This is a genomic window from Clostridiaceae bacterium, from assembly GCA_012840395.1.
In the GTDB taxonomy this organism is placed as follows: domain Bacteria; phylum Bacillota; class Clostridia; order Acetivibrionales; family DULL01; genus DULL01.
Map to the genome: position 1 here is coordinate 22,584 of DULL01000048.1, position 17,644 is coordinate 40,227.

The window sequence follows — 17,644 nt, forward strand, 5'->3', positions numbered from 1 at the left end:
GTATTTTGTATATAATATACTAAAAAGAAGGAAGATAAAATCTGCATGGAAGGTACTAATATAATAGAACTTAAAGCCAGGGCAAAAATTAATCTTTCTATTGACGTGCTGCGAAAGCTTGACAATGGATATCATGAAGTCAGAATGGTAATGCAATCAATAAAGCTTCATGATAAGATAGTACTGGAACCTTTGAAGCACGGCATAGAAATAGTATCCGATAGTTCCATGATACCTTTAGATGAGGGAAATATTGCCTATAAGGCTGCAGAATTAATTATTAACAGATATTCAATAAAAAGCGGAATTAGAATAATACTTGAGAAAAATATACCTGTTGGGGCGGGACTTGGCGGAGGAAGCGCTGATGCAGCTGCTGTTCTTAAGGGCATGAATAAAATATTCTCCCTTAATATTAGCCAGGAGGAACTAGTATTATTGGGAAAGAAAATAGGGGCTGATGTCCCTTTTTGCATAAATGGAGGAACAATGCTGGCTGAAGGGATAGGAGAAAAGCTTACCAGGCTGGCAGATCTCGGAGAGATACCTGTGGTTTTGGTAAAGCCTGATATAACAATATCTACCCCATGGGTATATAAAAATTTTAATTTTGATATTATTAAGGACAGGCCTAATACTGAACTGATTATAAAGGCTATTAATCAGGGAAGAATAGATTTGCTTGCAGGAAATCTGAAGAATGTGTTAGAATCAGTTACCGCCGAAAAATTTACAGAAATAAAAGAAATTAAAAATAAATTAGTTGAATATGGTGCCCAGGTTAGCCTTATGAGCGGAAGTGGACCTACGGTATTTGGCTTATTTGAAGATATGGCTAAAGCGGAAAATGCATACAGAAAGTTTAAAAAGGAAAAATGTAGTTGTTTTCTGACTGAAACTACAAACGGGGAGAGTTGAAAATATGGCAGGCAAGTTATCTAAAGTAAATTTAAATGATTACAAACCATTAAGAGAAGTAATATTTAATACTTTAAAAGAAGCCATTATTGTTGGAGAATTAAAGCCAGGGACAAGGCTTATGGAAGTGCAGCTGGCAGAAAAAATGGGAGTTAGCAGGACTCCGGTTAGAGAAGCCATAAGGAAACTTGAACTTGAAGGACTTGTGACCATGGTACCCCGGAAGGGAGCACATGTAGCCAGCCTGTCACCGAAAGATATAGTTGATGTGCTGGAAGTAAGAGCTGCACTTGATGGATTGGCTGCGTCTCTTTCTTCTCTCAAAATGAAAGAGGATCAAATAAAAGAACTTAGGCAAATAAACAAGCAGTTTGCAAATTTTGTGGCAAAAGAAAACTTACAAGGCTCCATTAAAAAGGATGTTGAGTTTCATGAATTAATTTACCGGTCTTCCGGCAATGAGAAACTTATGCAGATAGTAAGCAACCTAAGGGAACAAGTGCAGAGATTCAGAGTAATATATCTTAAGGATTACAGCAGTCAAAAAGATATTGAAAGTGAACATGAAGAGATAATCGAAGCTATTGCCAAAAAAGATCCTGAAGCTGCCCTTAATGCGGCAAAGAGGCATATAAAGAATCAGGAAATTGGAATAATCAATGCTATAAAAAAACAAGAAATGGATTACACTTTCCAAGGAGAAAAGTTATGGTAAATATAATTATTTTAGCGGGGTCACAACCTATAAAAACCTGGGATGACAAGGGAAATAAGGCATTATTCCAGATAAACGGCAAAATGATGGTAGAGTATGTGATTGAAGCAGCCAGAGGTGTAGATGATATTCAGAAAATTGTACTGGTGGGAGATAAATCAGAACTTGAGAGCACATTATCCCAAAAAGTAGATGCTATAATTGATTCTAAAGGTTCAATGCTGGAAAATGTAATGGCCGGGATAAAATATTTAAATGATAGGGAATTTGTGCTTGTTTGCAGTTCTGACATACCATTTATTACATCAGACGCAATTAAGGATTTTATAGATAGAGCAAAGGAAACTGGTGCGGATTTTTGTTATCCGATTGTTGAGAAAAATGAGAGTGATAAAAAGTTTCCAGATATGAAAAGGACTTTTGTTAAAACAAAAGAAGGACTTTTTACAGGTGGGAACATATTTTATATTAATCCTGCAGTGGTTGAAAGTTGTTTTGAGATTGCAGATAAACTAATCCAAGCCAGGAAGAATCCTTTTAAAATGGCAAGAATACTAAGCCCTGTTTTACTTATAAGTCTGGCTACAGGTAAGCTTTCAATAAAGAAAGCAGAAAAAAGGTTCTCAAAGATAATGGGAATAAAAGCACGGGCGATTATTTCAAGTTACCCTGAAGTTGGAAATGATGTAGATAAACCAGATGATGTTATGGCTGCTTCAGTTTATTTAGCTAAATAATTTATACAGCTAAAAAAATACTATACTTTGCTACTATAACTCATGGTTATGCTTTGCACCATTCGGGTTTTAACAATCCGTACTGATACAGGTCGTACCTTTTGCCGTCCCGGTATACCAGTTCCCTGCAAACACCTTCTTTAACAAATCCAAGGCCCTCATAAAGTCTTATAGCATTCAGGTTATATGATATTACATTTAACTGGATCCTGTGGAAATTCAGTTCATTAAATCCAAAATCCAGAAGCAGGCTCAGCGCTTCTTTTCCGTAACCTTTGCCCCGGAAGGCACTCTCGCCTATACCGATAAAAACAGTGGCAACTCCGCTTGTCCATACAATATTATCAAAACCTGCTACGCCTATTATTTTATCTTCTTTTTTTTCTCTAATGGCGTAAATACACCGTTCATGGGAATCTCCGTAATATATTAAAAGTTCATCCAGTTCCTTTTTTGACTTAGGGGTGGCAGGCATTATATCATAATGCCTGAGAAAAGCTACATCATTAAACCAGTTTTCAAGAGAATAAAAGTCACTATCTCTTATTGATGTAAGTTTTAGATTTTCACCTTCAAGCAATCCTCTCATATTCATATAAATCACCTTATATGTCCAGCTTTATATCCACTATGTATTTTTTTTCTAAAATCACAGGGTTATAGGATCTTTTTGCTTTTCTTAAGCCTTTTATGCCCAGGTCTTCCTGACGGTTAATATATCTAACATTGCTAAAGTAAGTTTTTGCCATAGTATTGTTAATAAAAGCATAAATACCATTATATTCAGGATTTGCTTTTTCAACATGAACGATTCCCATTTTGTCATTTACTATTTCACCCAGGGTAAAACCAGCTATTTTATCTTGAATGTAAACAGCAATTCCTTTTATATTAAGTATATCATAATATTTCATTACATCTTCGATTCCTTCCAGTTCATAGCTTAGCTGATAGTCATTGCCACCATTAGATTCGAACCACTTATAAGCAAATTCAACACAGTCGGAAGCAACACCTTTTTCAGAAATATCTTTAACTTCATAATTATAGGTTCGTACAAACCTGTTATAGTGATTTTTTTTCTGGTGAAACTTTTGACCTGCCAAATTTATAAGTTCTTTAGAATCATATATGTAGTCAAAATTATTTATATCTTCACAAATACAAATATCTGTACCAAAAGTTTCAATTAATTTGTTTAAAAACGAAAATTCAATTTCTCTGAAGAGGCTTTTAAAATTACTATCTTTATTCTTGATTTTTATCAGGGTATGAACGGTTTTCTTCAGGTCCTTATATCTGATAGGCTGCATAAAAAATGAACCCGGTTTTTTTTCGGTTTTTTTAATTATTAGAGCATCATCAATAATTGCGTATTCAACCTGGCACATTCTTCTCCAAAAATATAAAGTTAAGAATGAATACTCATATGTATTAAATTCATAATTACCAATATAATTTAAAAAGAGATCCCTGTCTTCAAGATCCAGTGGTTTGAATTCAGCCATTTATATCACCTTGGACTAGATGTTATATTAATTAAAAAGTATTTTAATAATTTTATTGTAATTATATCCATTATACACTTTTGCTAACATATAAGCTATAATCTAATGATTAAATGTTCTATCATATATCCATATTTCTTATTTTCATCTTACTTTTTTATCAATTGTTTCGTATAATTAATTTAACCATGTAATGATTATATGGATTAAATGTTTAAAATATGGAAAATTTAAAGTATGGAGGTTAATGTCTGTATTTAAACCAGGCTGATTATGCGTATGTGGTTTGAAGAATTTTTAAGCAAATACAGAGCAGGAATATCCCATGAATTTCTTTTTTACTTTAATGTAAGAGATCTGATAGACAATAATAGATATATTGACAGATATTTACATGATGAGTTTATTAAGCAAAGAAATTTTGGAATAGTTGCCTTTTATGATATTTCAAGAGGACTTTCCTTTCTTGACCAGGGTATGGAAAGGGAGTTTAACATTGTAACGACCAATGCTGCAGTGAATTTGTATAATTCTTTGCCTTCAAAACTATTCCCTTATGTGGATAAAGCATTAAGAAGTACAAAAATGGCTCTTTTTATTGATCAGGTTGAAAAAATAATCCCGGCAGGCGACGTGGGAAGCATGACTCTTGAAGAAAGAATGGCGCTGATATGGCTTACAGAGTGGTCAGTAGATCCAAAAATTTCAGCTGTTGGAAGCACCATTTTCCTTATGGCTGATAATCTGGCGGATGTAAGCAGGGAAGTTCTCAAATCATCATATAAAATAGAACCCATATTGGTTAATCTTCCCAACGAGGAAGAACGTAAATCCTATATAGAATATTTGCTTAAAGACGGGAATGTAAAGTCCTCTATTACTATAGATGAATTTGCGAAATTATCTTCCGGTTTAAGTAAGAAATCTATAAAAGACATAAAATTAAAAGCTGAAGCTGAAGGAGAACCTATAAGTTTTGAGTTTATTAAAGAAAAAAAGCATTCTGTCCTTAAGAAAGAGTATGGGGATGTTTTAGAATTTATATATCCGGAAATCGGCTTTGAAGATATTGGAGGAATGGACAGGGCTAAAAACTATCTTATAAAGAATGTGGTAGAGCCAATAAAAAAAGGCGATTTGAGAAGAGTACCTATGGGAATACTATTATGCGGGCCTTCAGGAACGGGGAAAACATTGCTTGTGAATGCATTGGCAAAATCAAGCGGGTTTAATTGCGTAAAAATAGATATGTCAAGAATTCTTGGACAATATGTGGGAGAGAGTGAAAAAAATTTTAAAAAGTGTTTACTCGGAGCGCAGTCCCAGCAACCGGTCATAGTATTTGTTGATGAAATTGATACCACTTTCAGGAGAGGGGAACGAGGAGATAGTGGAGTAAGTAATAATATTTTCAGTGAATTTTTGCAGTTTACGGGGAATACAAATAATAGAGGCAAAGTTATTTTCATAGCAGCCACCAACAGGCCTGATTTGCTGGACCCTGCATTAAAACGTGCGGGAAGATTTGATAAAAAAATACCTATATTGCTTCCTGAACTTGAAGAAAGGGCAGAAATATTTAAGATTCTGATAAAAAAATATGGTTTTGATACAAATATTACTGATTTTATTCCTTTTGCAGCCAAGACAGAGAATTATACCGGCGCGGAAATTGAAATTGTTGTAAGGAAGGCCTATGAAATAGCTAATGAGGATGGAGCAGAGGGAGAAGTTATTACAGCAGGGATACTGGAGGAAGCAATTAAAAAATGCAGGCCAAGCACTAAACAGGTCCGGTTTATGACCAAATTGGCAATAGAAGAATGTGATGACTTGGATCTACTGCCTGAAAAGTACAGAAATTGGACAGATGGGATGGAAATATGATTCATGCTTTACAATGGGCTTTATTTACTATAAAGTATTGTTGTAGAGGAATAATGAGGAGATGTGTTAGAAGGCTTTACTTATAAGGAGGGAAAAACTATGGGCTTTTTTAAAAGATTGGGTGCTTTGATTAGAGGATTTTTCGGACTTTTTATAGGAAGAGTTGAAGAAAAGAATCCTGAAGTGCTTTTTGAAGACATAAAGAACCAAATAGCTAAAGCAAGAAAAGAGGCAGAAAAACAAATTGTTGAAATTCAGACTAATGCAGAACTGATAAAAATTGAACTGAAAAATTCAGAAAAGAACCTTGCAGCTATAAGAAGCAGAATTGAAGCAGCTCAGAGACAGGGCGACAAGGAACTGCTGGTGGAGCTTCTTATGCAAGAAGAAGAATATCAGAGTATTTATGAAACTCATAAAGCTACTTATGATAATGCCATGAAAGAAGTTGCGAGGATCAGGGATGATTATAAAATATTCGAATCTGAGATGAACGCCAAGCTCAATGAGCTTAAGACATTGAAATCCCAGGCTAAGATAGCTGCATTAAAGGAGAATATAAACACTGTCAATGCCCAATATGCTTCCAAAGAAAATAGAGTAAGCAAGGTTAATGAAAGTATTGACAGGGCAAGGGAAATTGTCAATAAGAAGACTGCCAGGGCCAATGCTGTTGAATCGCTAAATCAGGACAATATTGACTTGAAACTTAAGAGGCTGGATATGAATTCTGCCAGGGAAAGGGCAAGAGCAAGAGCAGAAGCCATGCTGTCAGGAGAAGAGGGCTTTGAAGTTAAGGAAAAAATTGAGCATAAAACCAGCAATTAATATCTAATATTTATTTTGTAAATGCAATATGTCTATAATTTTTTGAAATTATGAGTATGAAAGTATTTTGTTTTAATAGAGGGTAATATGAAACTAAAGTTATTCCTAAGTGCAGTTTTCAGATTCAGAAATATTGCCATTCTTTTATTGGCTTTAGGGGCTGCTTCTATTGTATTGGAGAGTTTTTCGGGAATAAGCCCTTGGGCAGCTTATTTGGTTTCTCTTTCCGCTTATGTTGCTTCTCTGGTACAAACCTTAACCAACCGGGAGTTTCATGAGAAGTTTAACCATAAACAAAAGGTGAAACAAATACAAAATTTAAATTTTATCTGCTTAAGGCTTTCTTCAGAAGCGAAAAGACATTTAAATACTGCTCAAAACCAAAAGCTGCGTAAGATAATGGAGGATAAAGATGATATTGTTAACTCTTTTTTCAGAGGAGAAAGAAGTTTCCTGAAGGAAAAAGTAGTTGAACAGACCTTGAATCTGGTTGCTTCATATATAAGGCTGTTAATGAATTATGCCATCAGAAGCAAAGAGCTGGAAGAAATGGATATAAGTGAAGTAGCTAACAGGATAAATTTAAATACCCGCAAGCTTAATTTCGAGAAAGATCCCTCCAGACTGGATGATTTAAGAAAAGTAATAGATATGGATCAAAAGATTATAACAACTTTAAAAGAAGAAAAGAAGAATTTGGAAGGTATTAGCGCTAAGCTGGATTACATGAGCAGTGCAGTTAATATGTTTAAGCATCAGATTATGTCCAGTATAGAGTCGGAAGATATGCTGGAGCAGCTTCAAACAGTATTAAATGAAGCAGAAGCTCTTGATAATGTCTTATATGAAAGGCGCAAGAATAGGGTCAAACTATAGGTGATGTTTTCTTGGCCATTTTGTGTGGAGTAGATATTATAGAAGTGGATAGAATAAAACATTCAATAGAGAATCTGGGTCAAAGCTTTAAAGACAGGATTTTCTCTCCGGGAGAGATTCAGTATTGTGAAGATAAAAAAGCTTCCAAATACCAGTGCTATGCTGCCAGATTTGCCGCAAAAGAAGCTGTGGCCAAAGCATTTGGAACTGGCCTGGGTTCTAAGTTGGACTGGAGAGAAATAGAAATATACAATGACGAGTGGGGAAAGCCTTATGTAGCCCTGTTGGGTAAGGCAAAAGATTTATTTAAAGAAATAAATGCGGTAAATATATCCTTAAGTTTGTCCCATTGTAAAACTTATGCAATAGCATATGCGGTAATTGAAGTTAAGTAAGGAGATTTTGGGGCTTTATGAACGATAAGGTTGTAAATAGCATTAAATTGCTGCATTGTGCGGATATCCACCTGGCAGCACCATTTACTTCCATGGGTATCAGTGAAGGAAAATCTTCAATAAGAAGACAGGATTTAAAAGAAACCTTTCAAAAAATAGTTAATCTGGCAGGTTGCGAAAATGTTGACCTGCTTTTAATTTGTGGGGATTTATATGAGCATGGTTACATAAATAAATCTTTAATAGAATTTATCAACTATTCTTTCAGCAAGATACAAAAAACAAAAATAATAATAATTCCCGGAAATCATGATCCATATATATCCGGGTCCTATTATGATAGTAATAAATGGAGTCCGAATGTTACAATTTTATCTCCTGATAAACCCAAGACCTATTTTGAGGATTTAGATACAAATATATATTTCCTGGGAAATAGCAAATTTGGGTTTGAGTACAATTCTTTTGCGTCAGTTAGGAGTAGTAATTCAAGCACTTATTCAATTAACATTTTAATGGCCCATGGTACATTGGACATGAATATAGGCCCTAAAAACTATAACCCTATAAACAGCCGGGATATTGATAAATTAAACATGGACTATGTTGCTATTGGCCATTTTCATAAAATGTTCAGAGATGCGGGTAAAGGAAAGAATATATTTAACCCTGGAAGTCCTGAGCCTTTAGGATTTGATGAGCCTGGCAGCCATGGAGTATTTTTAGGTACCATTATAAAATATTACTCCAGCAGGAGTAGTATAGACATTAATTTTATTCCTGTTGCCAGGAGGTTCTATGAAAATATAGAAGTAAAACTGGACGGATGCTATGCAGACCAGCAAGTAGTTGAAAAAATAAGTGAGCTGCTGGAAGGGAAGAACCAGGAACAAGGACTTTTTAATGTTATTTTAAAAGGTTATGCAGAAAGAGGATACAGGCCCGATATACCTTATATTTTGTCTTTTTTTAAAGATAAAGTATTCTCTATTAAGATAGAAGACCAGCTTAAACCGGACTATAATTTTAATGAGCTTAAGGAAGAGCCTGGAATTAGAGGACTTTTTGTGAGAAAAATGCTTGCATTGATAGAAAGCTCGAAGGATGAAACAAAACGGAAAGAGCTTGAAAAAGCACTGTATTATGGTATGGAAGCAATAGATTATGGCAAAGTGCATGTAGACCTTTTGGGAAGGGAGTAGCCTATAGACTCATGTATATAGAAAAGATAGAGATAGATGGGTTTGGTAAGATATGTAACCTTACAATAAATTTTAATAAAGGATTAAATATTGTCTTTGGATTAAATGAATCAGGAAAAACTACCATACAGTGGTTTATAAGAGGTATGCTGTTCGGCCTGAAAGGAGGTAGGGCTTCTAAAGATGGGGTACCTCCTCCACTGAGAAGATATAAACCCTGGAATGCGGACATTTACCGGGGAGCTTTGGAATACAGGCTGAATAATGGCGAGCTTTACAGAATTGAGCGGGATTTCGAAACCGGTAAAGTATGTGTATATGATGGTATGTATAATGATGTTACCTCTCAATTTACTTCCAGTATAGAAAAAGGTGCGGTTACCGCAGAAAAACATTTATTTTTTAATGAAGCCTGCTTTGATAAAACAGGTTTTATCAGACAAATGGAATCTGGAATTGATGAATCTGGCAAAAAGGAACTGTTAAGTAGAATAACTAATGTTATGGAAACAGGCTACGAAGATATATCTTTCAGAAAAGCCGAGAAAGCTCTGAAAGATTCTATTATAGAGTATGTGGGAAGTGACAGGTCTACTAAACGTCCTTTGGACAGAATAAGTTTACGACTGGAAGAGTTAAAGAAATCAAGGGATAATTTGATTAATAGCCGGGAAGTGTATTGGGAAATTTCTAAAAAACTTGATTTGGAACGGGAAACAATAAAAATAACTGGTGAAAAGAAGGACCTCTTAAAAAATGCAGAAGATTTTCTTAGAATCAGGAAAGAGGTCGAAAAGTGCAGAAGACAGATAAGAGAACTTAGGAGTATTCTTAGTGAAGCTTTTCAAATAGAACAGAATTTAAAGAAAGCTTCACAAGAGCTTGAATATTTTGAGAAATTAAGATTTTCCACTCATAAAGAAACAGAAATAAAAAGCAGCACAATAAAAAGAAAAGAGGATAATTTAAAAATAACGGCATTAAAAAAGAAAAGGAAAGTATATGTTGCAGGAATGGCAGTTTTTTCATTAATTTCGCTGCTGTTAATCCTTACTGATTTTTTTATAAAAAACAGCTGGATAAAAATCTCTTCATCTATATTTGCCGCATTAGCGGTTTTAGCAGCGTTTTTGGCCAGCAGAATTACCAGCGAACGGGAAAAGTCCCCAGAGGATTATGATGAAAATCCATCCGGAGAGTTGAAATACGACAGGTATATAGAAAAGGTTAGTTCTGTGATGGAACTTGAAAACAACTTAAAAGAAAAGCTGAGCAGGGCTTATATTATCACGGGAATAGGTATAAATTCCACAGAAGATATAAAAAACATACTTCAAAAACTGGAAAAAAAATACAATGACTATTTAGAAACTTTAAGGAATTATGCCCGCGATATGACAGGTGGTAATACCAGCATTATAGCGACGCAAGACAGGGAATTATGGATGCTGGATATGGAGAATGTTGAAAAGCCATTATCAGATTCTGATATCGAAAGTATAGAGCTTATGCTGGATTATAAGCGGAAAAGAATAGAGGAAGAATACACTCTTTCTATTCAGAAAATTACAGAGTATGAAGTTTTATTAAAAACTTTAGAAAATGAGAAAGATGAGTTACAGAAAATTGATGAAGAAATTGAAGAATTGAACCAGAAGAAGAGAAATCTTGAATCTCTGGATTTTTCCCTGAGGACGGCTCTGGAAGTACTAACCCAGTCCAGCAAAGAAATCCAGAGAGATTATATACCTATGTTAAATAACAAAATGAGCAGCCTTATTGGAAAGATAACCGGCAGTAAATATAATGATATCAGGGCAGATGAAAAACTCCAGGTTCGTGCGGTAGAACCAGTAACCGGAAAAGTTACTAATACAAATATACTGAGCGGTGGCACCTTGGAGCAGGTATATCTTGCATTAAGACTATCTATGGCTGAAATGATAGAAAATCCTGAAGAAAAAATACCCTTCTTTATGGACGAAGTATTTGCCCACTATGATGACAGCAGGATTAATAGTTCCTTAAGGTTGCTGGAAGAAATAAGTTCACAGCGCCAGATTATCCTTTTTACATGTAAAGGCAGGGAAGTTGAAGCAGCAGCCCGGGTGTGCAAGGATGGATTAAATATTATAAGGCTGTGAAGTATGGGATTGTTTGACTAGATGTCTAAAAGTTTATTTTCAGGAGGAACAAATCTTTCCATAAGTTCAACTATATCCTGACTTGAATTAGGTTTAGAAAGACAGGATGCCATCTCTTTCATATGCTGGTATCTGAGAGGAGTATCAAATACTTGTGTCAGTAGTCCATCTACACTGTCCTCCGGATAAAAAGTAGCCGCTACTCCGCAATTTAACAGAAATTTAGCATTTCTTTCTTCCTGTCCTGGTATTGGCGGCAATAGGAGGATAGGGATATTTTTGGCCAATGCTTCAGTAATAGTTAATCCTCCGGGTTTTGTTATTAAAAAGTCTGAAGCATCCATGAGGTCGGATATTCTATTGGTATATCCAAAAATTTTGATTTTTTTATCTGTATTTTGAGCCATTTCTTCAAGGTCTTCCTTAAGTTTTTGATTATCACCTGTAACTGCTATTACCTGTAAATCTCTTTTACAGTTGATCAGATTCCTGAATATATCTTCAACTTTTCCCATACCGAGAAGCCCGCCCATTACCAGCATTGTAAGCTTGTCATCCAGCCCCAGTTCCTTGCGAATGAATTTTTTATCTTTCTTAATAAGAAATCCGGAGGATACAGGTATTCCATGGGGATATATCTTGTGGGGAGGAATCCCTGTTTCAATCATGCGTTGCTTAACATAATCATGAGCAACAATAAAGGCGTCCACATTATCTGTTTTCCAAAACATATGATTGGCATAATCTGTTACAACGGCAATAACAGGAACTGTTATCTTTCTTTTACGTTTAAGATTCGATACCATATGAACGGGAAAAGCATGAGTACATACGATAATTGAAGGATTAAACTCATTTATATACTTGCAAAGTTTATTTGACAATATTTTATTTACAGTTTTTGTAAAATCAGAGATGTTTTCTTTGTATTCAGATAATTTATATAGTTCACCATAAACTTTGGGAGTCTTTTTCAAGGTGCTCAGATAACTGCCCACAATTAATTTATCTGCTACCGGGCTGACATACTTTAATGCATCAATAATAATGGTACTGGAGCTGCCGTATTTTTTATCTACAAATTCTTTTATTGCTTCAGCCGCTTTTGTATGGCCTCCTCCAATTGATACGGTTAAAAAGAGAACTTTCATATAGTAGATACCTCCTAATAGTAATCTAAGTATATCAATTTTTTCATTCCCAGTACAATAAATTTATTTCTATCTTAATTATTTCCATTTTTCATTATTTTTGTCATTACTAAAGAACTGTCCCTGTAGTGAATATTTTTTAGCTAACAACAAAAAATAACAACTAAGAATAAACAAGGAAACTATATGACAAATTCAGTGAACCAGTTAAGAACATATTTTTACAGAATTAACGATTAAATCTGAGAGGAGGGTTTTCTTGAAAAAGACAATAATTCTGGTTGTTATAACCATAATATTAGTGATAATTATGTTTATATATTCAGGAGGCAGTTTATTCAATATCAGGAGATCTGATTTCGGAGCGGCATATGCACAAGGGCAGTATACCAGTGATGAGCAGCTTCTTGCGAGGGCTATAAACGGAGAAGCAAGAGGTGAACCCTACGAAGGACAGGTTGCTGTAGGCGCTGTGATATTAAATCGAACACGGGATCCCAATTTTCCCAAAACCATAGCAGGAGTAATTTATCAGCCTGGAGCTTTTACAGCTGTTTCAGACGGTCAGATTAATGTCCCCATTGAAGAAGGCTCAACAGTGCTTCAAGCTGCCAGAGACGCCCTGAATGGATGGGACCCGACCAACGGGTGCCTTTACTATTGGAATCCTACTACTGCCACAAGCAGTTGGATATGGAGCCGTACGGTAGTAAAAGTAATTGGGAAACATTACTTTGGCAAATAAGTTTAGGTAAAAGCGGAGGTATTGAAAGTGAGTATAAGGGAAAAACTATTGGATTTTAAAAGAAGGCTTTCTGATAGAAAAATGTACAGTATAGTTATTGTTCTTATTGCAGCAATAGCTATATGGGGAATATATCAGTATAAACACGCTGCAAACCTGAGACAGGAACTGGATAACCAATATAACAGAGCTTTTTATGACATGATAGGGTATGTTAATAATGTAGAAGTCATGTTGATAAAATCCTTGATTGCTTCAACTCCAACCAGGACAGCAGCAATCCTTCAAGAGGCATGGAGACAGGCAAATATGGCTCAGGCTAATTTAGGACAGCTTCCTGTATCACAGCCTGTTCTTGCTAATACATCAAAATTCCTTACTCAGGTTGGAGATTTGGCATATGCAATTAACAATCAGAGCATGAATGGTAAACCAATAAGTGATGATCAATATAAAACTCTTGAACTATTATATGGTTTTGCCACTTCACTGGGAAAAAATCTGAATGACCTGCAAAGTCAGCTATCCCAAGGAAGAATAAGATGGGGAGACCTAACAAGGAAAGGAACAAGTATTTTTTCCAGAGCCTCTGCCAATCTTTCCATGGAGCAATTTGAGAATATAGATAAAACTTTTCAGGAATATCCTACTTTAATTTATGACGGTCCTTTTTCCGACCATATGACGACAACAGAACCGAAAGGTTTGACTGGGGAGGAAATAGATGCCGAAAAAGCAAAAGAAAGTGTCATTAGATTTTTTGGTGAAGATAGGGTTAGTTCTGTTGAATTCGTGAGCAGAGACGATACAGGTTTAATAAAAACCTACAGCTATAAGGTTTTATTTAAAAATCAGCCGGAAGATAAGAATGCTTTCATAGATATAACTCAAAAGGGAGGCCATGTTTTATGGATGCTTTATAACAGACCGGTAGGAGAGAAAAAAATAGGAATAGATGAAGCTAAAGAATTGGGAAGAAAATTTCTTGAAAGCAGGGGCTTCAAGGATATGAAAGATACTTATTACCTAAGTGAAGATGGCACTGCTGTTATAAATTATGCTTATAAACAGGGCGATGTAGTGGTATATCCTGATCTTATAAAGGTTAAAATAGCTCTGGACAATGGAGAAATAATAGGATTAGAATCAAAAGGGTATCTCTCTTCACATACCGTCAGGGAAATACCTGAACCTAAAATTACTCTTGAACAGGCACGGCAGGCAATTAGTCCAAGAGTGGAAATATTAAGTTCCGGACTGGCTATTATTCCTACAAACTACAAAACTGAGATCTTTACTTATGAATTCAAGGGAAAACTGAACAATAGAGATTTCTTAGTTTATATTAATGCTGAAACCGGTAAAGAAGAAAATATACTTATGATAATTGATACCCCCAATGGTATCTTAACAATGTAGGAGCACAAGATTGTTCGGATTGCCGGATTTTCAACGGCAATCCTGACAGTTTTTAATTATTTAATTTTTTTATCTTGCGGATGTCTTCTCCTGCAAATCTAAAAATAGCAAAACTTCCAATTATCCTTGAGGCTACTCTCTCGGTATAATATTCATAGATTTTGTTGATTTCTATATTTGAAGATATTATTGTTTTGCAGGGCTTGATAAGGTTATTTTCCTGTCTTATATTCAATATATTAAGCAACTCTGCATACCTTGAAGCTGTCTGGGATTCAGTTCCTAAATCATCAATTATGAGCAGGTCAACATTAAATATGTTTTTATAAAAATTATCTTCCCATTCCCCGTATTTTAAGCTTTTCATTTTATGCTCGGCAATAATATCAAATAAAACCGGAGCACTTTGATATAAAACAGTCCTTCCCTGATTCATAAGCTCATAAGCTATGCAATTTGCCATGAATGTTTTTCCTACGCCTGCAGGTCCGCTGAAAAATAGGTTTTTCTCATCTTTAGAATCAAAATTATTTATAAAAGCCAGACATTTCTCTTTAATTCCAAGAATTTGTTCCCTGGGAGATTTCTTAATTCCGTATCTTTCTTCATTTACCTTGTCAGGATAATAGTTTTCATTAAAAGCGGAAAAATTTTCAAATTGAGCACGCTTCAAATTAGATTGGTTGAATATATAATCAATTAATAGTTGCTTATAACAGAAACATTTTTCAGTATGAGTACCGAGGTCAATAAATCCAGTATCTTTGCACCTGGAGCAAATATATACCGGTTCAAGATATGTAGGAGAATATCCATTTTCAACAAGAAGCAGCTCCTTTTTCTTTTTTAATTCATCCAGCTTTCCTGATAGTTCTTCTGATAGCTTATCATAGGATGAGTTGCCCAAAAGAATTAACTTATTATAGCGCAGGCCAAGTATATTGATTTGATTTTCTATTTCAGCAATTTCAGGTACTTTCTCAATGACTTCTTCTTTACGCTGTGCAAGTTTATACATGGCATTTCTTTGCCGCTTCTCATATTCAATTTTTATATCATTGCTAATTCCTTCAAGCATAATTTCACCTGATATGTAATATAGTCAAATAATATTTAATACAATTAAGCATCCTTAAAACGCCCATTGTACAATATTAAATATACTCATAGTACTTTTCCAAATTCTCTTCGTCATATTTTCTTTGCTCAAAATTGGTGTGCTGAGGGATTGTTTGCTCTTTTTTACTGCTTTTAGTACTCTTAGCCTTATTAGCTTTTTCGAAGGCAATAACTTCTTCCTTTGTTTTTAATCCGCTTTCAAACCAATTGCTTAAAATAGCATTTATATAGTTAAAGCTTGGATTTTGAGTGGCTGTTGTTTTTCTAAGAGCCAGTTCAATCACATCAAATCCATAGCCATACTCTGTAATCCATTTTTCCAGAAAACTTTCTTCATATTCTGTTAGTAGTCTGGTCATTTTTAACTTTTTTAAGACTTTTAACCTGATATCTTTCAGTTTTTGATATTCTATAAAATATTTATCAAGATCAAAACTGTTTTTTATATTTTTACTGTACCAACTGTCAGCCACTTTAATTATGTAATTTTTTGATAAGCCATTGTGCTCGTAGCAGTGGCTAAATAAAGCATACATTACATCTTCGTCAAACTGGTATTTATCAAACCAGGCATCAATATCAGTATACCAGGACGGAGGCATAAGACCCTGGAAAAAAGTTTTATTTATTGCCGAGATGATTTTATTCCTCGCTATATTTCTTTCTGAGCTTTCAACTGCTTCTTCCGGAGTAGATGTGGTCTTTGGCCTGAATCTTTTAAGGATTTCCTTTTCTTTCAGGTCCACAATTGTTATTCCATTAGTTTTTCTGAGGATTAACCCAAGATTCTCAAGATGGGCTAAGGAATCCTTAACTTTGTCCAGCGGTATATCCAGTTTTTTTGACATTTCTTCAGCGGTTGATTTCTTGCCGTATTTACACAAGAACTGGCAATATATGTATATCTTCACCTGGTCCCCGTCCATTGAAGGCATATACTCTGAGATAAAAATATCAGGCAATAATGTATCTGAGTATAGTATTGACTTGTACTCATCAAAGAACATATGTATGCATACTCCATTCAAAGTCATTTAAATTTTAAGTATATTTATTATATCATGAATTTAAAAAAATTCGTGAATTTAGATAAATATCTTAAAAGAAGAAGAATTGAAAATATGAAATTAGGAAAAAAATTATAAGTTGATTTTTAAGTATATCTGTATTATCATATATACTGTGCTGTTGTTGGCTATAAATAAAATATAAAATACAGCTAAAATATATTAAATATAAGGTAATGTACACTTCAAGAAATTATATATGCGCCCGTAGCTCAATTGGATAGAGCGTCTGACTACGGATCAGAAGGTTGTGGATTCGATCTCTGCCGGGCGCGCCAACATGGATTGGAGAGTATATATTTGATAGTATGTGCTCTCCAATTTTTTATAAATTTTCTAGACCGTAATGATATACCTTCCTTGCAATATTCATAATGGTTGCTACTAAAATGAAAACTTTAATGTGATGACAACTTAAGTATGGACCTGCTCAGGTGTACATATTATGTGTGCATCATCTTGCGTGAAGCCTATTACCCTTGTCAGATCATGAAGTATTCCTGAAAGCTCATACCTATATGCTGTAATGTATTCTGTATAGCGGACAGATAAGGAAATCCTTATATGACTTCAACGAGTATTGTATACCATTATATTAAATGGACAACTCATAGGGTTTAATAGTACTCTTCATTGTTCAATATTATTCATATAATCTCTACATTATCATTTTTTGTTTCATGATAAATTGTGAATGGGCTATACTTCCAGATCAATCTGAGGAACAGAGGACATCTATCGTAAGTAATACATACAGAAATATATAACAATATAATCTCCTCAACATTGTGTTAAATTATTCTATAAGGAGCATTCCTGTAAAGAAAATAAATGAACTTTGAAAAACAAGACACCTCGCAATAAGATAGAGATGTGCTGATTCAGACAAGAAAGGCACAAAACTAAAATATTGGAGGCGTCATATATGAAGCG

16 protein-coding genes and 1 tRNA gene are annotated in these 17,644 nt (G+C 34.6%); 12 read left to right on the top strand and 5 right to left on the bottom strand.

Translation table 11 applies throughout. The features are described 5' to 3' along the window. Positions 1 to 60 precede the first annotated feature (60 nt). Genes GXX20_06145 through GXX20_06155 form a run of 3 tightly spaced genes read left to right on the top strand, consistent with a single transcriptional unit; the run spans position 61 to position 2,370 of the window. Positions 61 to 918: a 4-(cytidine 5'-diphospho)-2-C-methyl-D-erythritol kinase gene (locus GXX20_06145; protein ID HHW31240.1), complete on the top strand. Its 858-nt coding sequence runs from the start codon at positions 61 to 63 to the stop codon at positions 916 to 918. 4 nt (positions 919 to 922) lie between these two features. Further along, on the top strand, positions 923 to 1,633 hold the full coding sequence (locus tag GXX20_06150; protein HHW31241.1) for a GntR family transcriptional regulator: 711 nt from the start codon (positions 923 to 925) through the stop codon (positions 1,631 to 1,633). Further along, on the top strand, positions 1,627 to 2,370 hold the full coding sequence (locus GXX20_06155; protein HHW31242.1) for an NTP transferase domain-containing protein: 744 nt from the start codon (positions 1,627 to 1,629) through the stop codon (positions 2,368 to 2,370). The genes GXX20_06150 and GXX20_06155 overlap by 7 nt, the downstream gene beginning before the upstream one ends. 46 nt (positions 2,371 to 2,416) lie before the next feature. Here the strand turns inward: GXX20_06155 and GXX20_06160 are convergent, their stop codons facing one another. Both GXX20_06160 and GXX20_06165 read right to left on the bottom strand, forming a co-directional pair. Beyond that, complete coding sequence (locus tag GXX20_06160; protein ID HHW31243.1) at positions 2,417 to 2,971, bottom strand: GNAT family N-acetyltransferase; 555 nt, start codon at positions 2,969 to 2,971, stop codon at positions 2,417 to 2,419. Positions 2,972 to 2,975: 4 nt separating this feature from the next. Continuing rightward, positions 2,976 to 3,878, bottom strand: a complete 903-nt coding sequence (locus GXX20_06165) for a DUF2156 domain-containing protein (protein ID HHW31244.1) — start codon at positions 3,876 to 3,878, stop codon at positions 2,976 to 2,978. A gap of 279 nt (positions 3,879 to 4,157) precedes the next feature. On the opposite strand from GXX20_06165, the gene GXX20_06170 reads away from it, so the two are divergent. The 6 genes from GXX20_06170 (at position 4,158) to GXX20_06195 (ending at position 11,210) form a co-directional block, all read left to right on the top strand. Further along, the gene (locus GXX20_06170; GenBank protein HHW31245.1) at positions 4,158 to 5,765 is read left to right on the top strand and encodes an ATP-binding protein; all 1,608 of its coding nucleotides are present in this window, start codon (positions 4,158 to 4,160) and stop codon (positions 5,763 to 5,765) included. Positions 5,766 to 5,864: 99 nt separating this feature from the next. Next, the gene (locus GXX20_06175) at positions 5,865 to 6,593 is read left to right on the top strand and encodes a hypothetical protein (GenBank protein ID HHW31246.1); all 729 of its coding nucleotides are present in this window, start codon (positions 5,865 to 5,867) and stop codon (positions 6,591 to 6,593) included. Between the two features lie 87 nt (positions 6,594 to 6,680). After that, on the top strand, positions 6,681 to 7,469 hold the full coding sequence (locus GXX20_06180; GenBank protein ID HHW31247.1) for a hypothetical protein: 789 nt from the start codon (positions 6,681 to 6,683) through the stop codon (positions 7,467 to 7,469). 11 nt (positions 7,470 to 7,480) lie between these two features. Continuing rightward, complete coding sequence (gene acpS, locus GXX20_06185; protein HHW31248.1) at positions 7,481 to 7,864, top strand: holo-ACP synthase; 384 nt, start codon at positions 7,481 to 7,483, stop codon at positions 7,862 to 7,864. 17 nt (positions 7,865 to 7,881) lie between these two features. Next, complete coding sequence (locus tag GXX20_06190; GenBank protein HHW31249.1) at positions 7,882 to 9,066, top strand: DNA repair exonuclease; 1,185 nt, start codon at positions 7,882 to 7,884, stop codon at positions 9,064 to 9,066. Positions 9,067 to 9,077: 11 nt separating this feature from the next. Next, the gene (locus tag GXX20_06195; GenBank protein ID HHW31250.1) at positions 9,078 to 11,210 is read left to right on the top strand and encodes an AAA family ATPase; all 2,133 of its coding nucleotides are present in this window, start codon (positions 9,078 to 9,080) and stop codon (positions 11,208 to 11,210) included. Between the two features lie 17 nt (positions 11,211 to 11,227). Here GXX20_06195 and GXX20_06200 read toward each other — a convergent pair whose 3' ends face one another. After that, on the bottom strand, positions 11,228 to 12,361 hold the full coding sequence (locus GXX20_06200; GenBank protein ID HHW31251.1) for a UDP-N-acetylglucosamine--LPS N-acetylglucosamine transferase: 1,134 nt from the start codon (positions 12,359 to 12,361) through the stop codon (positions 11,228 to 11,230). Positions 12,362 to 12,671: 310 nt separating this feature from the next. On the opposite strand from GXX20_06200, the gene GXX20_06205 reads away from it, so the two are divergent. Together GXX20_06205 and ypeB are read left to right on the top strand one after the other, a co-directional pair. Next, positions 12,672 to 13,106: a spore cortex-lytic enzyme SleB gene (locus GXX20_06205; protein ID HHW31252.1), complete on the top strand. Its 435-nt coding sequence runs from the start codon at positions 12,672 to 12,674 to the stop codon at positions 13,104 to 13,106. 27 nt (positions 13,107 to 13,133) lie between these two features. Then, entirely contained in the window at positions 13,134 to 14,525 is a 1,392-nt protein-coding gene (gene ypeB / locus GXX20_06210; GenBank protein HHW31253.1) for a germination protein YpeB, read from the top strand. A 52-nt stretch (positions 14,526 to 14,577) separates the two neighbouring features. Here the strand turns inward: ypeB and GXX20_06215 are convergent, their stop codons facing one another. Next, a complete protein-coding gene (locus tag GXX20_06215; GenBank protein HHW31254.1) occupies positions 14,578 to 15,603 on the bottom strand; it encodes an ATP-binding protein in 1,026 nt (341 codons plus the stop codon). A 76-nt stretch (positions 15,604 to 15,679) separates the two neighbouring features. Then, a complete protein-coding gene (locus GXX20_06220) occupies positions 15,680 to 16,651 on the bottom strand; it encodes a DnaD domain protein (GenBank protein HHW31255.1) in 972 nt (323 codons plus the stop codon). Positions 16,652 to 16,912: 261 nt separating this feature from the next. Here GXX20_06220 and GXX20_06225 point away from each other — a divergent pair. After that, positions 16,913 to 16,989, top strand: a tRNA-Arg gene (locus GXX20_06225). Positions 16,990 to 17,644 lie beyond the last annotated feature (655 nt).

What these genes read in the sequence shown, in the direction of transcription:
- GXX20_06205 (HHW31252.1), top strand. Translation starts at nt 12,672, where the DNA reads ATGTTTATATATTCAGGAGGCAGTTTATTCAATATCAGGAGATCTGAT.
- GXX20_06165 (HHW31244.1), bottom strand. Translation starts at nt 3,878, where the DNA reads ATGGCTGAATTCAAACCACTGGATCTTGAAGACAGGGATCTCTTTTTA.
- GXX20_06220 (HHW31255.1), bottom strand. Translation starts at nt 16,651, where the DNA reads ATGTTCTTTGATGAGTACAAGTCAATACTATACTCAGATACATTATTG.
- GXX20_06180 (HHW31247.1), top strand. Translation starts at nt 6,681, where the DNA reads ATGAAACTAAAGTTATTCCTAAGTGCAGTTTTCAGATTCAGAAATATT.
- GXX20_06190 (HHW31249.1), top strand. Translation starts at nt 7,882, where the DNA reads ATGAACGATAAGGTTGTAAATAGCATTAAATTGCTGCATTGTGCGGAT.
- GXX20_06200 (HHW31251.1), bottom strand. Translation starts at nt 12,361, where the DNA reads ATGAAAGTTCTCTTTTTAACCGTATCAATTGGAGGAGGCCATACAAAA.
- GXX20_06170 (HHW31245.1), top strand. Translation starts at nt 4,158, where the DNA reads ATGTGGTTTGAAGAATTTTTAAGCAAATACAGAGCAGGAATATCCCAT.
- GXX20_06195 (HHW31250.1), top strand. Translation starts at nt 9,078, where the DNA reads ATGTATATAGAAAAGATAGAGATAGATGGGTTTGGTAAGATATGTAAC.
- GXX20_06215 (HHW31254.1), bottom strand. Translation starts at nt 15,603, where the DNA reads ATGCTTGAAGGAATTAGCAATGATATAAAAATTGAATATGAGAAGCGG.
- GXX20_06175 (HHW31246.1), top strand. Translation starts at nt 5,865, where the DNA reads ATGGGCTTTTTTAAAAGATTGGGTGCTTTGATTAGAGGATTTTTCGGA.
- GXX20_06150 (HHW31241.1), top strand. Translation starts at nt 923, where the DNA reads ATGGCAGGCAAGTTATCTAAAGTAAATTTAAATGATTACAAACCATTA.
- GXX20_06155 (HHW31242.1), top strand. Translation starts at nt 1,627, where the DNA reads ATGGTAAATATAATTATTTTAGCGGGGTCACAACCTATAAAAACCTGG.